General features: G+C 39.2%; 16 protein-coding genes and 3 pseudogenes. 10 read left to right on the forward strand and 9 right to left on the reverse strand.

Annotated elements, in window-relative coordinates:
* Positions 1–18: 18 nt before the first annotated feature.
* On the forward strand, positions 19–567 hold the full coding sequence (locus AAEY55_RS00890) for an HdeD family acid-resistance protein (RefSeq protein ID WP_086998845.1): 549 nt from the start codon (positions 19–21) through the stop codon (positions 565–567).
* Between the two features lie 59 nt (positions 568–626).
* On the opposite strand, the gene AAEY55_RS00895 is transcribed toward AAEY55_RS00890, so the two are convergent.
* Positions 627–1,487, reverse strand: coding sequence for a mechanosensitive ion channel family protein (locus AAEY55_RS00895; protein WP_011328839.1), 861 nt, complete (start codon positions 1,485–1,487; stop codon positions 627–629).
* 189 nt (positions 1,488–1,676) lie between these two features.
* On the opposite strand from AAEY55_RS00895, the gene AAEY55_RS00900 reads away from it, so the two are divergent.
* From AAEY55_RS00900 to AAEY55_RS00925, 6 genes are all read left to right on the forward strand, one after another.
* Positions 1,677–1,886 (forward strand): hypothetical protein, encoded by a 210-nt coding sequence (locus AAEY55_RS00900; protein WP_011328840.1) that lies wholly within the window; start codon positions 1,677–1,679, stop codon positions 1,884–1,886.
* Positions 1,887–2,104: 218 nt separating this feature from the next.
* Positions 2,105–4,240, forward strand: coding sequence for a M3 family metallopeptidase (locus AAEY55_RS00905; protein WP_208834135.1), 2,136 nt, complete (start codon positions 2,105–2,107; stop codon positions 4,238–4,240).
* Between the two features lie 147 nt (positions 4,241–4,387).
* Positions 4,388–5,815, forward strand: a complete 1,428-nt coding sequence (locus AAEY55_RS00910) for an amidohydrolase family protein (protein ID WP_086998837.1) — start codon at positions 4,388–4,390, stop codon at positions 5,813–5,815.
* Positions 5,816–5,907: 92 nt separating this feature from the next.
* Positions 5,908–6,762 (forward strand): carboxylate/amino acid/amine transporter, encoded by an 855-nt coding sequence (locus AAEY55_RS00915; RefSeq protein ID WP_011328843.1) that lies wholly within the window; start codon positions 5,908–5,910, stop codon positions 6,760–6,762.
* Positions 6,763–6,803: 41 nt separating this feature from the next.
* Positions 6,804–8,045 carry a glycerophosphodiester phosphodiesterase family protein gene (locus AAEY55_RS00920; protein WP_350549667.1) on the forward strand — a complete coding sequence of 414 codons (1,242 nt, stop codon included), beginning with the start codon at positions 6,804–6,806 and terminating at the stop codon, positions 8,043–8,045.
* Between the two features lie 59 nt (positions 8,046–8,104).
* Entirely contained in the window at positions 8,105–8,839 is a 735-nt protein-coding gene (locus tag AAEY55_RS00925) for a dienelactone hydrolase family protein (protein ID WP_350549670.1), read from the forward strand.
* 58 nt (positions 8,840–8,897) lie between these two features.
* Here the strand turns inward: AAEY55_RS00925 and AAEY55_RS00930 are convergent, their stop codons facing one another.
* On the reverse strand, positions 8,898–9,821 hold the full coding sequence (locus tag AAEY55_RS00930; protein WP_350549673.1) for a LysR family transcriptional regulator: 924 nt from the start codon (positions 9,819–9,821) through the stop codon (positions 8,898–8,900).
* A gap of 143 nt (positions 9,822–9,964) precedes the next feature.
* Between AAEY55_RS00930 and AAEY55_RS00935 the strand changes: the two genes are divergently transcribed.
* The 3 genes from AAEY55_RS00935 to yghU all read left to right on the forward strand — a co-directional run bounded on the left by AAEY55_RS00935 (position 9,965) and on the right by yghU (position 12,268).
* Positions 9,965–10,648, forward strand: a complete 684-nt coding sequence (locus tag AAEY55_RS00935; RefSeq protein ID WP_350549676.1) for a type 1 glutamine amidotransferase domain-containing protein — start codon at positions 9,965–9,967, stop codon at positions 10,646–10,648.
* A gap of 113 nt (positions 10,649–10,761) precedes the next feature.
* Positions 10,762–11,355 (forward strand): rhomboid family intramembrane serine protease, encoded by a 594-nt coding sequence (locus tag AAEY55_RS00940; RefSeq protein WP_192532112.1) that lies wholly within the window; start codon positions 10,762–10,764, stop codon positions 11,353–11,355.
* Positions 11,356–11,428: 73 nt separating this feature from the next.
* Complete coding sequence (gene yghU, locus AAEY55_RS00945) at positions 11,429–12,268, forward strand: glutathione-dependent disulfide-bond oxidoreductase (RefSeq protein ID WP_192532113.1); 840 nt, start codon at positions 11,429–11,431, stop codon at positions 12,266–12,268.
* 75 nt (positions 12,269–12,343) lie between these two features.
* On the opposite strand, the gene AAEY55_RS00950 is transcribed toward yghU, so the two are convergent.
* The 7 genes and pseudogenes from AAEY55_RS00950 to AAEY55_RS00980 all read right to left on the reverse strand — a co-directional run bounded on the left by AAEY55_RS00950 (position 12,344) and on the right by AAEY55_RS00980 (position 18,278).
* Positions 12,344–12,799: a hypothetical protein gene (locus AAEY55_RS00950; RefSeq protein WP_350549678.1), complete on the reverse strand. Its 456-nt coding sequence runs from the start codon at positions 12,797–12,799 to the stop codon at positions 12,344–12,346.
* 12 nt (positions 12,800–12,811) lie between these two features.
* Complete coding sequence (locus AAEY55_RS00955) at positions 12,812–13,090, reverse strand: EF-hand domain-containing protein (RefSeq protein ID WP_350549681.1); 279 nt, start codon at positions 13,088–13,090, stop codon at positions 12,812–12,814.
* 209 nt (positions 13,091–13,299) lie between these two features.
* Positions 13,300–13,979 (reverse strand): annotated as a pseudogene (locus tag AAEY55_RS00960) (response regulator).
* Positions 13,980–13,987: 8 nt separating this feature from the next.
* Positions 13,988–15,438: pseudogene (locus AAEY55_RS00965) on the reverse strand (ATP-binding protein).
* A complete protein-coding gene (locus tag AAEY55_RS00970; RefSeq protein ID WP_350549684.1) occupies positions 15,438–15,968 on the reverse strand; it encodes a hypothetical protein in 531 nt (176 codons plus the stop codon). The pseudogene AAEY55_RS00965 and the gene AAEY55_RS00970 overlap by 1 nt, the downstream one beginning before the upstream one ends.
* 9 nt (positions 15,969–15,977) lie before the next feature.
* Positions 15,978–17,636, reverse strand: a pseudogene (locus tag AAEY55_RS00975) (YHYH protein).
* Positions 17,637–17,669: 33 nt separating this feature from the next.
* A complete protein-coding gene (locus tag AAEY55_RS00980) occupies positions 17,670–18,278 on the reverse strand; it encodes a flavin reductase family protein (protein WP_011328856.1) in 609 nt (202 codons plus the stop codon).
* Positions 18,279–18,295 lie beyond the last annotated feature (17 nt).

Below are 18,295 nucleotides of genomic sequence, written 5' to 3' on the forward strand. Positions count from 1 at the left end.
ATTTACTTAAGGATTAAAATGAATCTTACGAATACACTCACCAAAAACTGGTCGTTACTTTTACTTCGTGGTGTTATAGCCATACTGTTTGGTTTAATAACCTGGTTTGCACCTGAGGCGTCGTTGCAAGTTATGTTATTAGTTTTTGCTGGCTACTTTTTATTTGATGGCATATTAAGAGTTTGGGTTGCCATAACATCAAAAAAATCAAATCCCTTTTGGATGCTATTATTAATTGGTGGCTTACTGAGTATTATTGCCGCTTTTGTCACTTTACTTGCACCAAACCTTACCGCCTTATTGTTACTTTATTATGTTGCTGCGTGGGCGATTGCAATTGGTGTAGTAGAAATATTTTTAGCCCAAAAGTTACGTAATGAAATTAGTAACGAATGGATTTTAATTATTAGTGGTTTTATTTCTATAATATTTGGACTGTACTTAGTATTTAACCCAGGTGCAGGCATTTTAACCTTGCTTTGGTTAGTTGCTGCATACGCTATAGTATTTGGCGCGCTTATAGTTGGTTTAGCGCTTAAATTAAAAAAATTAAATCAAAGCCGCTAATTCAGTTGGCTTAGCACCAAAATGCTAAGCCACTTTTCTTTATATTTAATGGGTGCTAATTACAGTGGCGTATTGAATTTTTTATCATCAATATGAATAATACGTTGTGGTAAGGCAATTTTAATATTATTTAACTTAAACTGCTTATAAAGACTAAAACGAATATCGCTGCGAACTTGGCGCAACATCGTTTCAGACTCTGCATACACCCAAAAATAAGCACTAAACATCATCGCGCTTTCAGCAAAGTCATCTAACAACACCGCTTTTGGTAAGGTGGGTAATATTGCCGGATGATCTGCAAGCACTTGTTGCATCAGTTTTTCAACCAATTCAACATCTGAGCCATACATTACACCCACATTAACCGAGGTACGTGCATTACGATCAATTAGCGTCCAATTAGTTACTGTGTTTTCTAATAATTGGCTGTTTGGTACTAGCATATGTACGCCATCGTTACGGCGAATACGGGTTGAGCGAGTGTTTATCGTTTCAACTACGCCCTTAGCATTGCCCACCTCTAAAAAGTCACCAATACGAATTGGTCGCTCCCACATTAATATCCAGCCACTAATAAAGTTATTAATGATATTTTGCGCACCAAAACCAACACCTATCGCAATAGCACCCGATACAAAAGCAAAAGCGGTAAGCGGTATATTTAACACCTCTAAAGAAGTGAAAATTAAAATTGCGATACTTAAAATAAAATAAATTCGCGTAAACAATAGCACCGCATCAGGGTTCATTTTACGTTTAAGTAATGATTTTTTTATTAACTTACCAATACGAGTAACCACAAACCACATAGTAAATAATATCAATGGGATCTGAATTACTTTTACCACTGTAATTTGCACATCGTTGTAACTAAAAAGTACAAAAGCAAGCATTTGATTTAATTGTTCTAGTGTCATTTATTATCCAAATAAGTAAGAAGATACCGCTCTATAAACGTGTGTCTAAAATAAAAGTAAAACTGGTTCAGGGTTCGCTAAGTTTAGCACGTCATAATATTAGGGGAATAAAATCAATTTATACAATCAACTAACCTTTTATGGTACTTAGTGCTATATAAATAGTGTACTTGCACTGGAGATAACATTATGACGCAACTAACTTTAGCTCAAAAACTAGCAACCTTGCAGCCGCAGGTTGACCTTAATTTATTTGAAACTAGCCTCGAATACCGTAATAAAATTTTATCTTTACTCGCTCAACAAGAACAAGCACTGGCAACTATTAATCAAGAATTTGGCCAACAGCAACCGGTAAACTTTAGCTCTGATAAAAAATTTGTACTAGGTTACAATTAAAATTTGGATACTTTTTTTGCTTATTTACTTAACTAAGTAGCTCAAACGTTTATATTTAGAGCTACTTTTACCCACCTTTTCCTCTATTATTCGCTAATTTGCGTTTAAATCCCGCTTAATACCGATAAACATGATTGTATATAACTCTAAATTTGATAAGTTAACTGTGTTTTTCGACTCGCACAGCCTATTTCGGCTAATATTTTTATGGAGTTACTATGCGTAAAACATTGATCGCCACTACTATTGCTAGTGTTTTAGTATTATCTGCCTGTACATCAAACGATTCAAACAACATGGCAAAAGAGAGCGCTACACAAGTGCAAAACATTAACGCAAACAATGTATTGTTCAAATCAAGCCCATTACAATATATGGCACCAGAATTTAATAAGTTCTCTACTAAAGATTACGAAGCTGCTTTCGATGCCGGTATTGCTCAGCATAAAGCACAAGTATTAGCAATTGCTAACAACCCTGCCCCAGCTACATTTAAAAATACGTTAGTTGAAATGGAGCTGTCGGGTGAGTTATTAAATCGCGTATCTACTGCATTTTATAACTTATCAGGATTAATTTCTGACAGTGAATATCAACGTATCGATGAGAAAATGGCGCCTGTACTTTCAGCGCACTCAGACGATATTTACTTAAATGGCGCATTATTTAAACGCGTACAAACTATTTACGACAATAAAAGCAAACTAAATGCAGAAGATCAGCGTCTTGTTGATTTTTACTACAAACAGTTTGTTAAAGCCGGTGCCAAATTAAACGACGCTGAAAAAGCAAAAATGCGTGAAATTAACTCTGAGCTTGCTAAGCTTTCAACGGCATTTTCGCAAAACGTTTTAAAATCGTTTAAAGAAGATGTAATTGTTGTTACCGATAAAAGTAAATTAGCCGGTCTTTCTGAAGGCGAAATTGCAAGCCTAGCCGATGCAGCTAAAAAAGCAGGCAAAACCGGTTACATGATCACTTTAGTAAACACCACGCAGCAGCCAATTTTAAGTAGCCTAGAAAACCGCGACTTACGCGAGCAAGTGTTTACAGCTTCAACTAAGCGTGCGGCTAAAACTAACGGCCCTATTATTATTAAAGAAACCAACCTTCGCGCTCAAAAAGCAGAGCTTTTAGGCTATAAAGATTGGGCTTCTTATGTAATGACTTCGCGTATGGCGCAAACCACTGAAAATGTTTACGGCATTTTAGATGACCTTGCACCTAAAGCAGTTGAAAAAGCAAAAATTGAAGCTGCAGCAATTCAAAAAGTAATTAACGATTCTGGCGAAAGTTTTGAACTTAAACCGTGGGATTGGGCTTTTTACGCTGAAAAAGTACGTGCTGAAAAGTACAACCTAGACCCAGCCCTAGTTAAACCTTACTTTGAATTACAATCGGTAATTCATAATGGTTTATTCTTCGCTATGGAAAAACTATACGGTATTACTTTTAAAGAACGTAAAGATCTGCCGGTTTACCACGAAGATGTAACTACCTTTGAAGTATTTAATGCTGATGGCAGTGCAATTGGTTTATTTTACATGGACCCATACGCACGTGAAGGTAAGCGTGGCGGTGCTTGGATGAGTGCATACGTAGGACAAAGTGGTTTAAAAAATACTAAACCTGTTATCTACAACGCGCAAAACATTCCAAAACCAGCAGCAGGTCAGCCTACATTATTAACGTTTGACGAAGTATCTACTTTGTTCCATGAGTTTGGTCATGCGGCGCATGGTTTATTCTCAGATGTTAAGTACCCAAGTCTAGCGGGCACAGCAACAGCGCGTGACTTTGTTGAGTTTCCTTCTCAAGCAAATGAAGATTGGATGATTGAACCGACTGTATTAGCTAACTACGCTAAGCACTACAAAACTGGTGAGCCAATTCCACAAGACTTGCTTAACAAAATGTTAGAATCACAAAAATTCAACCAAGGCTTTGGTACTACTGAGTACTTAGCTGCGGCATTGCTTGATATGGAATGGCATTCATTTGGTTCTGATAAAAAAATAGCTGATGTAGAAGAGTTTGAGCAAAGCGCGCTAGAAAAACATGGTATTGCTTACTACCCTGTACCACCGCGTTATAAATCAAACTACTTTAGCCACACTTTTGCCGGTGGTTACTCTGCAGGTTACTACGCGTACCTTTGGACTGAAGTATTTGCAGCCGACGCCTTTGCCCATATGGAAAACAACGGTGGCTTAACGCGCAAAAATGGCGATAAGTTCCGTAAAGAAATCCTATCTAAAGGCAATAGCCGCGACTTAATGCAAAGCTACATTGAATTTAGAGGTCAAAAACCAACTACCGACGCACTTCTTAAGCGCCGTGGTTTAGTAGACTAATTAGTTAACTAATTAACACCTTTTAAAGAGCCCGCTTGCGGGCTCTTTTATTGCCATTAACTTAACCCACTTTTATAACCTTTTAACTCAAAGAAAATACCACTTTAAACAACTATGTTAATCTGAATAAAAAATTCAGGTGCCGCTATGAAACTCATATTAATACTCCCCATCACGCTTATTTTAGCTGCTTGTAACCAAGTGACTCAAAAACAACAAGCCGACATTATTATTAACCACGCCAATGTAATTAATATGATGACAGGGCAAATTACGGCTAATCAATCCATTGTTATCAAAAACTCTACTATTGTAGCCCGCGGCGGCAATGAGCTAAATTTACGTTACAGCGCTACGAGTCAAATTGATGCCAGTGGTCAATATGTAATGCCTGGGCTTTGGGATATGCATGTACACTTTGGCGGCGGTGAGCAACTAATAACAGAAAACAAACAGTTACTGCCGTTATATTTAGCCTATGGCATAACCACAGTGCGCGATGCAGCCGCTGATTTAAGTGAATCGGTATTACAATGGCGCGAGCAAATTAATCAAGGCACATTAATAGGCCCTACTATTTATACCTCAGGGCCAAAGCTAGAAGGTAAAGACTCAATTTGGCCTGGCGACTTAGAAGTAGAAACCAGCGCAGAAATGCACGCCGCCATTGATAAACTTGAGGCCATGAATGTCGATTTTATTAAAATTACCGACAGCGCTTTAACGCCACAGTTATACTTACAAGCAGTAAAAGAAGTTAAAAAGCGCGGTTATCAAATTTCGGGGCATATTCCTTTTTCGCTTTCGGTAACCGATGTGTCAAACGCAGGGCTTGATGCGATTGAGCATATGACCTACATGTTAAAAGCCGCCGCCGATAACGAACAAGAAATTTCTGCTAAGGTAAAATCAGGTATACTGAGCTACTCCAGTGCGCTGCCAATTATTACTGAGCATGTTGACAAAGCCACAGCAATGAAAAAATATCGCGTACTCGCAAAAAATAATACCGCTGTTGTGCCTACCTTAATTGGCGGCCAAATTACGGCCTACATTGATGAAAACGACCATCAGCAAGACGAGTACCTAAATTATTTAGGCAAAGGATTAAAAGCCACCTACCAATGGCGAGTTGATCGCGCAAATAAAGATACCCCTGAGCAAATAACACAACGCAAAGAGCGCTTTATAAAAACGGCAAAATTACTCCCTTGGGTGCAGCAAGCTGGCGTATCAATTATTGCAGGTACCGACGCCGGTTTTTTAAATTCTTATATTTATCCGGGATTGTCGTTGCATCAAGAACTCGCTATTTTTAGTGATTATGGGCTTACCCCGTTACAAACACTACAAAGTGCCACAATAGCTGGGCCTAAATTTTTAGGAAAAACGCAGCAATTTACCAGTTTAGAGGTAGGTAAAGTGGCAGATATTATTATTTTAGCGCGCAATCCGTTAGTTGATATTCGTAACACGCAATCATTACAAGGCGTTATTAGCCATAACCGCTACTACAATAAAAAAGCGCTAGAGCATTTAAAACTACAAGCAAAGCAATTTGTAAGTTCACAATAGTTACTTTTTAGTCCACTTATTTATCAAGTGGACTATTACCCTTTTTTATTATCTAGGTTAAACTCGTTGTTTTATTTGGAGTTATAAAAACCATGGCTTACTTGTTTGCCGTCACCCTATTATGGGCGTTCTCGTTTAGCTTAATTGGTGTGTATTTAGCAGGCCAAGTTGATGCATGGTTTAGTGTGCTAATCCGCATTGCACTGGCTGCATTAATCTTTTTACCGTTTTTAAAGGTTAAACAGACTCCTAAACCATTGGCGTTAAAATTAATGCTTATTGGTGCAGTGCAACTTGGTGCTATGTACAGCTTTTACTATCACTCATTTTTATATTTAAGCGTGCCTGAAGTACTACTATTTACAGTGATGACCCCGCTTTATATCACCCTACTAAACGATGCTTTAGAAAAACACTTTAACCCTCGCTTTTTTATTGTTGCTATTATTGCTATTGGCGGCGCGGTAGCCATTAGGTATGAAGGCATAAGTAGCGACTTTTTGCTTGGCTTATTATTAGTCCAAGCGGCTAACCTGTGCTTTGCCATTGGCCAAGTGGCCTATAAACGCTTAATGAGTAACAGTACTCTTGAGCACAAATCGGTGTTCGGTTGGTTTTTTATCGGCGCTTTGTGCGTTGCTTTAGTGTGCTACCTGCTGTTTGGCAATACCGATAAACTACCGACAACCACAACTCAATGGAGCGTGCTTATTTATTTAGGAATCGTAGCGTCTGGGTTTGGTTATTTTGTTTGGAACAAAGGGGCTACCTTAGTAAATGTGGGGGCGCTGGCGGTAATGAATAACTTACTGATCCCTGCTGGTATTATTGTTAATGTGCTTATTTGGAACAGAGATGCCGATTTATTCAGGCTAGCTATTGGTGCTGGAATTATTTTAGCTGCATTATTGGTGAATCAATACTTTAATAAAAGTGCCATAAAATAGCGCTACACTTACAGCATCTTAATAATTTAAAGTTGTTTTAAATGCTCGGTAAAATAATTTTAGTCGCCTGTTTTATTTTTATAATTACTGGCTGTAGCAATACCCTAATTAACAAACAAAATACTCAACTGGGTACGCGTCCTTATTATTTAATTAACGATATGGACGCTGGTGATTTAAAGGCACAATTAGAATCGTGTAGTGAAGGCCCTTTTTATCGCACCGACTTTTCAATTGGGCATCGCGGTGCGTCTATGCAGTACCCTGAGCACACTAAAGAAGCCTACACTGCTGCAGCAAGAATGGGCGCAGGTGTTGTAGAGTGCGATGTTACATTTACAAACGATAATGAGCTTGTATGTCGCCATTCACAATGCGATTTACACACCACAACCAATATTTTAGCCATTCCTGAATTAGCTGCTAAATGCAGCGAACCATTTATCCCCGCCGACGCTGAAAACGCAGTAACCGCCTCTGCAAAGTGCTGTACTAGCGACATTAGCTTGAGCGAGTTTTTAACGCTTAAAGGCAAAATGGATGGTGCAAACATTCAAGCAACTACTGTTGCACAGTATATGCAGGGCACACCTAGTTGGCGCACCGACTTATACGCAACTAATGGCACATTAATGACGCATAAACAAAGTATTGCGTTATTTAAAGCACTCGGGGTAAAAATGACCCCTGAGCTTAAATCACCAGAAGTTAGCATGCCTTTTAAAGGCATGACGCAAGAGCAATACGCGCAAAAAATGTTAGATGAATACACTCAAATGGATATACCGGCGTCGCGAGTATACCCGCAATCATTTAATCTTGATGACGTAAAATATTGGATAAACAACAATCCTGATTTTGCTGATCAAAGTGTCTATCTTGACGGGCGCGATAGCGATGCTGGGTTCGATCCAAGTAGTCCACAAACATGGCAACCTAGCATGGATGAACTGGTTGCTAATGGGGTGAAAATTTTAGCCCCGCCTATTTGGATGATGTTAAAAATAGATAACGAAAGCAATATTGTGCCATCACAATACGCAATTGCCGCTAAAGCTGCAGGCTTAGAGCTTATTGCATGGAGCCTTGAGCGATCAGGTCCACTTAACCAAGGTGGTGGCTATTATTATCAATCAATTGCTGATGTAATAAATAACGATGGCGACATGATGAAAGTAGTTGATGTACTTGCGCAAGATGTTGGCGTAATGGCTATATTTTCCGACTGGCCAGCAACCGTAAGCTACTACGCAAGTTGCAATAAAATGCCTGCTAGTCTTTAACTAGTCGTATATTTTATCGCGCTCAGTTACCATATAAATTTATATAACTGAGCGCAATTATGATCATCGAACAACATAACGCCGACTTGCCTACCCCTACAGGGTTGATGCGAACCACTATATACCGCCCTCAGGCGCAAGGGTTGTTTCCTGCACTTATTTTTTACTCTGAAATTTTTCAGCAAACCGCCCCTATTGCCCGCAGCGCCGCTATTTTAGCAAGCTATGGCTTTGTAGTATTAGTACCTGAAGTATTTCATGAGTTAAATCCTATTGGCACTGTGCTCGCTTACGACGACGCAGGTAAAGACAAAGGTAATGCCGACAAATGGGCTAAACCTTTAGAGCATCACGATAGCGACACCCAAGCCATGATCGACTTTGTAAAACAACAAAACTATTGCACAGGTACGCTTGGTGTAATGGGTGTATGTATTGGTGGGCATTTAGCATATAGAGCCGCATTAAACCCTGAAATTAAAGCTGCATTTTGTTTATACGCAACCGATATTCACAGTAATACATTACCGGCAAAAGCAGGTAATAATTCATTTGAACGTATGGCTGATGTACAAGGCGAAATTCACTTTATATGGGGTAAACAAGATCCACATGTGCCGCAAGAAGGCCGCACTAAAATTTATCAGCAATGCGTTAATACGGGTATAAATTACCAATGGCAAGAAGTAAACGCACAACATGCCTTTATGCGCGACGAAGGTGAGCGATACGACGCAGCGCTTGCAATAAGTATGTATCAACAAGCTGTGGCATTATTTAACCGCACTTTATAAATTAGATGATTAAATTAATCCAAACGCTGGATAATAAATCTTTTAACCAGCGTTCATGTTAAATATTTTTTAGCATGCCTAAAGCAGTATGTTGTTTTACAAAGTAGGCTTTTAAATAATCTATAAATAGCCGCAATTTTTTAGAGCCTGCTGCGCCTGGCGGAAACACCCCATAAAGCTCAATATCTTTGCTTTTGTAATCGTCTAATATAATTTCTAGCAACCCTGCTTGCACTTTAGGCCACGCATCGTACAGCGGTATACGGCCTATGCCATGCCCGGCTTCAACAAAAGCAGTACGGGCAGCAGCGTTATTGGTACTTAAACCGCCTTGCATTGTAATGTCGTATTTTTTACCTTCTTTTGAAAAGGTTAACGTTTTACTGCCCAATTGATACACCACCCATTGATGCTGAGCTAACTCAACAGGGTTTTTAGGTTTGCCAAAATGAGCAAAGTAATCTGGCGAGCCACAAATACAGGTACTCATTGTTGTGAGTTTCGTTGCTTGTAAATTAGAGTCGCTTAGCGCCACCCCACGAATGGCAAAATCAAAACCATGCTTTATAATATCAACTACATCATCGCTAAGTTGTAGGTCTATGTTAATTTTGGGGTATTGGCGTTTAAAGCTATTAATAGCAGGCACTATTAATTGCATCCCTACATTTACCGGACAACTAATTTTGAGCAGCCCCTGAGGCTCACTTTTTATATTTTCTATTTGTTGATTTGCCGCATTGGCTTGCTCAGTAATTATTCTGCAGCGCTCGTAATACGCCACTCCCGCCTCTGTTAATGCCATAGTGCGTGTTGAGCGATTTAGTAGGGTAATTTCAAGTTGGGTTTCTAATTTTTTTAAATGGTAACTTGCCACCGCACGCGTTAAACCTAAATGCTTAGCCGCAGCGGTTAAACTACCCTGCTCTACAATTTGTGCAAACACCACCATACTTTTTAACTGCTCAAACGACACTTTCATAACATCTCCTAAATCCACTGTATTATTGTATCAATTATTGAATCAATAAAGTTAAATTTATCATCGTTGTTTAAAGCATTATTAGTGCATATAGTAGTTGGTAGCAAAGTTAACTAATTTAAATCATCAAAAGGAATATCCTAATGGCTAAAAAAATACTTATGGTTTTAACCTCACATGCAGAATTGGGCAACACAGGTGAAAAAACAGGTTTTTGGGTAGAAGAATTCGCAGCCCCTTATTACGCATTTAGAGATGCAGGCGTTGAAGTCACTCTTGCATCGCCAAATGGCGGCCAGCCCCCGATAGACCCTACAAGTACTCTTGCTGATTTTCAAACTGATGCAACTAAACGCTACGACGCAGACAGCGCCGCACAAACATTAATGGCCAATACCAAAGTGCTTAGTGAAGTAAATTCGACAGATTTTGACGCGGTATTTTACCCAGGTGGCCACGGCCCACTATGGGACTTAGTAGAAAACACCGACTCTATTGCACTTATTGAAAGCTTTATTAAAGAGCAAAAGCCAGTAGCGGCTGTTTGTCATGCCAGTGCCGTATTTTTGAATACTAAAGATGCCGATGGTAATGCACTTGTTGCTGGTAAAAAAGTAACTGGTTTTACTAACAGTGAAGAAGCGGCAGTACAACTTACCGACATAGTGCCGTTTTTAGTAGAAGACGAACTGATTAAAAAAGGCGGCGACTATCAAAAAACGGATGACTGGGGTGTACTTGTACTCGAAGATGGCCTAGTAATTACCGGTCAAAACCCAGCAAGCTCAGAACTTGCTGCTAAAAAGCTACTAACCAAACTAGGTTAATAACGATTTATAAGTAAAAAGCACAGCATTTAATGCTGTGCTTTTTTAATTGCTTTGCATTAGCAAATACAATTCCTATACTGGCAACTATTAAGCTCAACTAGGACGATTATATGGCAACCAAGCCAACCACACGGTCATTACTAACAAGCAAACGCTTCGCTATTTTTAGTATTGTTACAATTTGCTTTGTGTTACAGCTAATTAATAGCTTACCTGGCATTAATCTTAATGGTTTTGGCATTTATCCGCGCAGCATTAATGGCTTAATTGGCATACTGAGCGCGCCATTTTTACATGGCAGTTGGTGGCACTTTGCCAGTAACATGCTGCCTTTTATGGTTTTAAGTTGGTTGATTTGCCAATACAGCGTTAAGCGTTTTTATAACGTATTTATTTTTACCGCATTAGTAGGTGGTTTTTTAGTATGGGCATTTGGTCGTAGTAATATTCATGTTGGCTTAAGTGGCGTTATATATGGGTTGTGGGGTTTTATACTTTGCTATGGCGTAATTAGACGTTCATTTAAATCCATTGTTATTGCTGTTGTCGTTGCCCTACTTTACAGCGGATTTGTTTGGGGTGTACTACCACAGCGCTTGCATATTTCGTTTGAAAGCCACTTATTTGGAGCATTGAGCGGATTATTTTTAGGCTATAAATTAGCAAAATCCGACAAAATTAAAAGTCAAAAAACTCGCCTTTAATTTATTTTAATGGCCACATTTATTAATACATATATTTTTTTATATGTATTTCATTTAAACAGAGGTTATTTTTATGAGTGATCAAAATCAATACACCCCACCCAAAGTTTGGACATGGGACAGTGAGAGTGGCGGTAAATTTGCCAGCATTAATCGCCCCATTGCCGGCGCAACTCATGACAAAACCTTACCTATTGGCGAGCACGCATTTCAGCTTTATTCGCTTGCTACACCAAATGGTCAAAAAGCCGCTATTATGTTTGAAGAGCTGTTAGAGCTGGGCTTAACCGATGCAGAATACGACGCATATTTAATCAGCATAGGTGATGGTGATCAGTTTGGTTCTGACTTTGTTGATATTAATCCAAATTCAAAAATTCCAGCGTTAATGGATCATTCAACCACGCCGCCAACGCGTATTTTTGAATCGGGCTCTATACTGCAATACCTAGCAGAAAAGTTTGATGTGCTTATACCTAAAGATTTAAAAGCTAAAACTGAATGTCGTAACTGGCTATTTTGGCAAATGGGCTCAGCGCCGTACTTAGGTGGTGGCTTTGGCCACTTTTATAGTTATGCACCCACTAAAATGCAATATCCTATTGATCGTTTCACCATGGAAACCAAGCGCCAGCTTGACGTGCTAAACCGCCATTTAAGTGCAAACGAATACATGGCAGGAGCTGAGTACTCAATTGCCGATATCGCAATTTGGCCTTGGTATGGCTCTTTAGTGCTTGGCGACATTTATGATGCAGCTGAATTTTTAGATGTTGCCTCATACACTCATGTTGTACGTTGGGCTAAACAGGTTTCAAAACGCCCTGGCGTAAAACGTGGTCGTCGCGTTAACCGCACATGGGGACCTGAAGAAGAGCAACTAGCAGAGCGCCACAGTAGTAGTGACTTTTAACCTTGCTGTTATTGATAAACTAAAAAATCAGCTGTAATAGCTGATTTTTTAGTTTAGGTGTTGCCTTATTTATAATTACGCTTTAACACTCAGTATCGAATCACCTTGTGATAAAGCAAACTTTTCTTGAACCGCCGATAAAATAGAACTTTTATCTTCGTCATTTAACTGGCTTGAATACTGCGCTAACAACTCATCTAAATAACTAACTACATCTTTAGTATTTACTTGCTCAATTGAATTTTTAGGCGGTGGTGGCGGGCGCTGACCTTCAGGTCGAGCATCATCACCTATGCTTTTAGCGTCAAACTCCAACTCGCCCATTAGCTCAGCCAACTCTTTTGTTGGCGCTATACCTTGCTCTTTAAGTGCAGCTTGAATACTTAGCGCGTTTTCTGCCGTTAAATTTTCGGCATCGAATTCAGCGAGTGTTTGTTTTACAAAGTCACTTTGTGCTGTTGTTAACTTTGCGGTTTGGCTACTTTGTTGCTGCACCAGGCTTGCAGAATTACTGCTAATATTATTAATCATTACAGTATCCTTTCAACGCTTACGACGAGGTGGTTTATGATCATTTACTTCTTGCTCACTAATTTCGCCATTACCATCTGAATCTATTTCGTCAAAAATTGTTTGTGCGTCTTCGCCGTGTGGTGGTTTTTTAGCGCTAAACTCTGCATTGCTAATTACGCCATCGCCATTGGTATCCATGCTTGAAAAATCAGGTTTAGGTGGTTTGCTATCGCTGCCTCTTGCTGCAACATTTACTGAAAAAGCAACCGACAATAGTGTAATAATTGTAAGTGATGATAAGTGTTTCATGCTCGTAACCTTTTGTTTAATTAATAACAAAAGATTACGCTGTAAAAATGCAAATAATGTGCAAATAATGAGGAAGTTAAAATAATGTATATCGCTAATGCATAAATTTAAAATGATAGCGAAATGCTAATGCGAGTAAATAGCTAAAGTGGCTATTAATTACTTACGTTAACGCATCGTATTATGCTAATTAATCAAACATTTTGTTGTTAATTACACTGCTGTGGATTTACAAAGCGATAACCAACACCATAAACCGATTGAATAACGCTGTCGGTTTTGGTTAATTCCTCCAGCTTTTTACGCAATTTTTTTATATGACTATCAATAGTACGCTGGCTCACAATACGTTGATCGGCGTACATAGTATCCATTAAGCTATCGCGCGAATAAATACGGTTAGGGTTGTTAAACAAGGGCTTAAATAACTGAAACTCAACATTGGTAAGCTCAATACTTGCTGCTTTGTATTTTACACTGTAGGTGCTTTCATCAAGTTGCATAACATTGGTTTTGGCTCAACGTTATTCAAGCGCCTTAAAATAGCTTTAACACGCGCCACCAGCTCCGCATAACTAAAAGGCTTACAAATATAATCATCGGCTCCTAATTCAAGCCCAAGTAATCGGTCAATCTCCTCTACCTTTGCCGACACCATAATGATAGGCACATTAGAGAACTGCCTAATTGCTTTACACAATTCAATTCCGCTTTGACCAGGTAGCATTATGTCGAGCAAAATCACACTAGGCTTGTTAATTTCAAGCCAAGGTAGTACTTCATTACCATGATGTATTTGATGCGTTATGTAATGATGGCTTGTTAAAAAATCGCTTATTAAGTTAGCCAGCTTAACCTCATCTTCTACAATCAGTATTTGCTCTTGCATAGTGTCCTCTAAGCTTTAAATAAGGGTAATTTAATAATGATAGCAAGACCGCCTAAACTAGATTTTTCAGCTTTAATCTCGCCTTTATGACCTTTAACTATGTGCTGACAAATAGATAACCCCAAACCCGAACCGCCCTCTTGGCGATTTCGCGAACTATCTACTCGGTATAAATACTCAAATAAGTGCGATAAATGCGATGGCTCAACCCCCACGCCATTATCTTCAATAATAAGCTGTAAATACATTTGCCCTTTAATACTTATATTACTCGCCGTTAATGAAATAGTAGAGCATTGTGCGTAATGCACTGCGTTCATTAAAATATTATCGAATAACTGTAAAAGGCGTGTTTTATCTGCTTGAACGGTTATATTTTTTGCAGCATTTAATAGGTAAAGCTTTATATTATGTTGCTCAAGTATAACCTGATATTTTTGCTCAATAGTATTTAATAACAATGCCATATCAGTAGCTTGCATAGTGTAATGCATGCCCCCTAACTCTGCGCTATTGAGCATATGCAAATCGTCTATTAAGCGCTTTAAATGCAGGGCTTCGTCGTTGGCCGAGTTTATATTTTTTGCATTTGGCTCGCGTATGCCAAGTAGCATAGCTTCAAGCTCACCAAGCAAAATGCTCATTGGCGTTCTAAGCTCATGAGAAATATTGGCAAGCCAGCGTTTACGTACTTGCTCGTCTTTGGCAGCGTAAATGCAAGCGTATTAAAATCCTCGCTTAACTGCCCTAGTTCGTCTTTTCGATCTAGGGTCAGCTTAGTCTCGTAATTGCCTTGCGTTAAGCGGTGCATACCGTTAGCTATTTGTTTTACTGGGCTAACTAAATGCCGAGATAATAAAAAGGTAACCAGTAATGTAAGCAGTACCGCCGCTAAAGCAATAAACCATAAGTAGTTTGTTTGCTGCTGTAAAAAATCAAGTTCGTAGCCATCAACTAAGCTATCTCTTTTGGATACAGCTAAATAACCAACCGCTTTATTATTCACTGTAATGGCTGTAGTCATATAGTTTAAATTACTTAAATACCTGCCCACTATTCGCTGTTTATTTTCGTCAAGCAAAGCATAATGAGCAATATTTTCAGGAGGTGGTCGGCGCGCGCCTAAAACAATATGCTCGGATGGTGGTGGCCGGCGCATCATTCGCCCTCTTGGATCAGGGCTTTTTGGTAACTTAGATAAAAACTGGCTGTTTTCTAGTTGCGATTCTATAAGCATTCTAAAGTTTTTGTCGCCGCCAATAACTAACTCCCACGAGGGCGTTTTTTGATACTGCTTTGCAAGTTGTAGCGTAAGTGGTTCTAATGCTTTTATCTCTTTTGCATTAACAAAATCAATAACGCCTTGCCCTATACTCCACTGTATAAGTATTACCATCCCTGCAATAACACTAAAGGTAAAACTAAATAGTATTAAAAAAAGTTTATTATGAATTTTCATTAATGCGTATTTTTAACCTTGCTAGGAAAGCTTTCAAATCGGTATGTTATAAACTCTTTGGTTTGGTCGTTAACATACAGCGTAGCAACTATTTTTTTACCTTGAGCGGTCCAATACATATGACCATGATTATTTAAAGTAACCGATACGGTATTTATACCCGTTTTAAATAAGTTAGCAGGTAAATGCAACGCTTGTCCGTAAATTCGCTGTATTTTAACCCCATTAATGTATAAATGAGCATGACCTTGTAAAAAACCGGTGTCTTGGTTTGTTGTCGCAACCATCATTTGTTGCATGTTCATCGTGCCCTCTGGCGGCACAGACAAATCATAACGCTGTGTATCTAAAATTAAGTTATAACCCGACATACTATCTTTTAATAACTTAAGGCTCAGTGCCGGTGTGGGTGCAGCGTTTGGTACTGCAATAGGCATATGGCTATGATCCATCATTTCCTGCTGCGCAAAGAGCTTAAAGCTCAATAGCACAGCAGTAGTTAGGATCAATGCGTATTTAAAATAACGCATAGTTACTCCTTACCTTCTTGGTGGTGGACCCATTGTTTCGCCCGTATCACAGCGACCAATTGAATTATCAGCTAATTGACCTTTAAAACGTGGCCCAATTTGATAAGGGAACGAAGGCTGTAATTTACCATCGCTGTCTAACGAAAGTGTTATGTGGTAGTGATAACCTTTATCATCGTTGGTATCGTGGCCGTTATGCTCATCAAGTTGTGCACCTGCTACTGTTTTTTGGGCGTAGTAATAATCTTCAAAATAATAACCGTCGTCGGCATTTAATGTATTACCTGAAAGTGTTGTTACTTCTGCGCCAATAGCTGGGCCTGTATCGCTTATTTGTGTACCTTGGCTAATATCGTATTGATTGACTAAAGTACAGCTTCGCTCACCTTGCGTACCACAACCGCCCTCGCTTGTTGATGCACCATAATCGCGCATTTCCCAACCGCTTAATGCAAGTTGCCCGTTACTTTCATAAGGGCCATAAAGTGGGTAGCCATCAGCTGCAAAACCATAAATTGGTGAATGCGCATCGCCATCATCTTCAAGTAAATCAGCTAAGCAGCTCGTGTAAAAATGATGATGATATTCTCCGTTAGCAGCGTGTCCGCCACATACATCCACATCGTATTGTTCGGCAATTGGCGCTAACGTATACCAAACATTATTACCGTAGCTCATACCATCGCCCCAATTAAATATGCTGGTGCCATTAACCATTAAACCAACTGTACCTAGGCCAGTTTCACAGGTTTCGGTGTCAGGTAAATCGGTGGGTGTTATTGGAAAGTACGCTTCTACAGCTTGTTCAGTCGGACAACCAGGTCCTGGAGGCCAATAGCCTGCACCGCCTGTATCATTACAATTTTCAGTGCTGCTGTTATAACCTATGTCTTCACCAAAAGAGATTGTTTGCCCTACTGCTGCTGAGGTTACACCGTTATAAAAATCGGTGGCTACACGTGGGCGGTTATTTAGCGCGTCTACTTACTCTTGTGTAAGCGTTACGTCATATTTTGGAATATCTGTGGTTTGCACGTACATGTATTCAACGTCAGCATCATCTTGTGCAACGCTAACAACTTCAACTGATTGCACATCTTCAACCACTGCACCATTATTTTGTATATAAGTAGAAGTTGTATCCTTGTTAATTAGCCAACTAGCAAGCTTTGCACTGGTATTGGTATTGCTAGTATAATCTGATGATGCACGCACAGTAATTGTTACACTATCTATAACAACATCATTAGTGCCATCATCTGCACTGAGTTCAAATATCAGTGCTTCGTCGGTTAATACCTCAGGTGCTACAAACTCTGTTGACGTTGCAGTACTTAAAGATAAACTAACGGTTGTGCCCGATGTTTGCGACCAGCTAACCGATACTTCACCATCATCTTCAACCGTAGCGTTTAAATAAACGGTATCACCCGCATTAACTATTTGATCAATACCCGCATTAACTGTTGGAGCTGCATTACTGACTATTTCGCCTTCAATAGTTGCACTTGTTGAATCGCTATTACATGCGCTTAAAGCGATGCAAAGTGCACTTAATGCGAATAACTTAGCTACATTCGAGGTTTTTGTTTTAGAGTGCGTTTTCAATGTTTGAACCTTTACATTAACGTTTAATAAAACAAAGTTAACAAGTAAAAGTGCAAACAATGTGCACAAACTAAGGAAGAATCTACATTAAAATTACAATTGTGGCCTTTTGAGCACAAATTTATCTTTGGTTGTACTAAAGTAATCGCCGCCCATTTTGCCCACTGCATTTAATAATTCAGGGTCAATATAGCCATTACTCATCACGCTATCGTTTATACAAATACCCACTACATCCAATAACATCATTTTTCCGCCGCCAGGCTCATTGGAAATGCTAATAACCTCGCGTAACTTACATTCAAACCGTACTTTTGAACCGGCAACACTTGGCGCGTTAACTAACAGACTTGGAGCTTGGGCGATGTTAGCTGCATCAAATTCACTTATATCACTAGGATAATTTGCACAACTTTGATTCATTTTTTCAACTAGCTCTTGGCTAACTATATTAACCACACATTCTTTAGTTGCCATTAAATTACTGAGCGTATCTTTATTCGTTTTATCACTTGGGTTTACTTGCGTAACGCTTAAAACAGGTGGTTTGCAGCTAGCCACAGTAAAAAATGAATAAGGCGCAATATTCGCAATACCTTCACTATTTAATGTGCTTATCCATGCAATTGGTCTAGGGCTTATTGCGCCTACTAAGTAGGAGTAAACATTTTGACTGGTGTTTTCGGTTAGATCTAAAAACATACTTTTCCCTTTAATAC

The organism is Pseudoalteromonas sp. 120-MNA-CIBAN-0494 (assembly GCF_040308885.1).
Taxonomy (GTDB): Bacteria; Pseudomonadota; Gammaproteobacteria; order Enterobacterales; family Alteromonadaceae; genus Pseudoalteromonas; species Pseudoalteromonas nigrifaciens.

Bases quoted from the DNA above. Each gene is read 5' to 3' on its own strand.
- AAEY55_RS00890 (WP_086998845.1), top strand. From the start codon at position 19: ATGAATCTTACGAATACACTCACCAAAAACTGGTCGTTACTTTTACTT.
- AAEY55_RS00895 (WP_011328839.1), bottom strand. From the start codon at position 1,487: ATGACACTAGAACAATTAAATCAAATGCTTGCTTTTGTACTTTTTAGT.
- AAEY55_RS00900 (WP_011328840.1), top strand. From the start codon at position 1,677: ATGACGCAACTAACTTTAGCTCAAAAACTAGCAACCTTGCAGCCGCAG.
- AAEY55_RS00905 (WP_208834135.1), top strand. From the start codon at position 2,105: ATGCGTAAAACATTGATCGCCACTACTATTGCTAGTGTTTTAGTATTA.
- AAEY55_RS00910 (WP_086998837.1), top strand. From the start codon at position 4,388: ATGAAACTCATATTAATACTCCCCATCACGCTTATTTTAGCTGCTTGT.
- AAEY55_RS00915 (WP_011328843.1), top strand. From the start codon at position 5,908: ATGGCTTACTTGTTTGCCGTCACCCTATTATGGGCGTTCTCGTTTAGC.
- AAEY55_RS00920 (WP_350549667.1), top strand. From the start codon at position 6,804: ATGCTCGGTAAAATAATTTTAGTCGCCTGTTTTATTTTTATAATTACT.
- AAEY55_RS00925 (WP_350549670.1), top strand. From the start codon at position 8,105: ATGATCATCGAACAACATAACGCCGACTTGCCTACCCCTACAGGGTTG.
- AAEY55_RS00930 (WP_350549673.1), bottom strand. From the start codon at position 9,821: ATGAAAGTGTCGTTTGAGCAGTTAAAAAGTATGGTGGTGTTTGCACAA.
- AAEY55_RS00935 (WP_350549676.1), top strand. From the start codon at position 9,965: ATGGCTAAAAAAATACTTATGGTTTTAACCTCACATGCAGAATTGGGC.
- AAEY55_RS00940 (WP_192532112.1), top strand. From the start codon at position 10,762: ATGGCAACCAAGCCAACCACACGGTCATTACTAACAAGCAAACGCTTC.
- yghU (WP_192532113.1), top strand. From the start codon at position 11,429: ATGAGTGATCAAAATCAATACACCCCACCCAAAGTTTGGACATGGGAC.
- AAEY55_RS00950 (WP_350549678.1), bottom strand. From the start codon at position 12,799: ATGATTAATAATATTAGCAGTAATTCTGCAAGCCTGGTGCAGCAACAA.
- AAEY55_RS00955 (WP_350549681.1), bottom strand. From the start codon at position 13,090: ATGAAACACTTATCATCACTTACAATTATTACACTATTGTCGGTTGCT.
- AAEY55_RS00970 (WP_350549684.1), bottom strand. From the start codon at position 15,968: ATGCGTTATTTTAAATACGCATTGATCCTAACTACTGCTGTGCTATTG.
- AAEY55_RS00980 (WP_011328856.1), bottom strand. From the start codon at position 18,278: ATGTTTTTAGATCTAACCGAAAACACCAGTCAAAATGTTTACTCCTAC.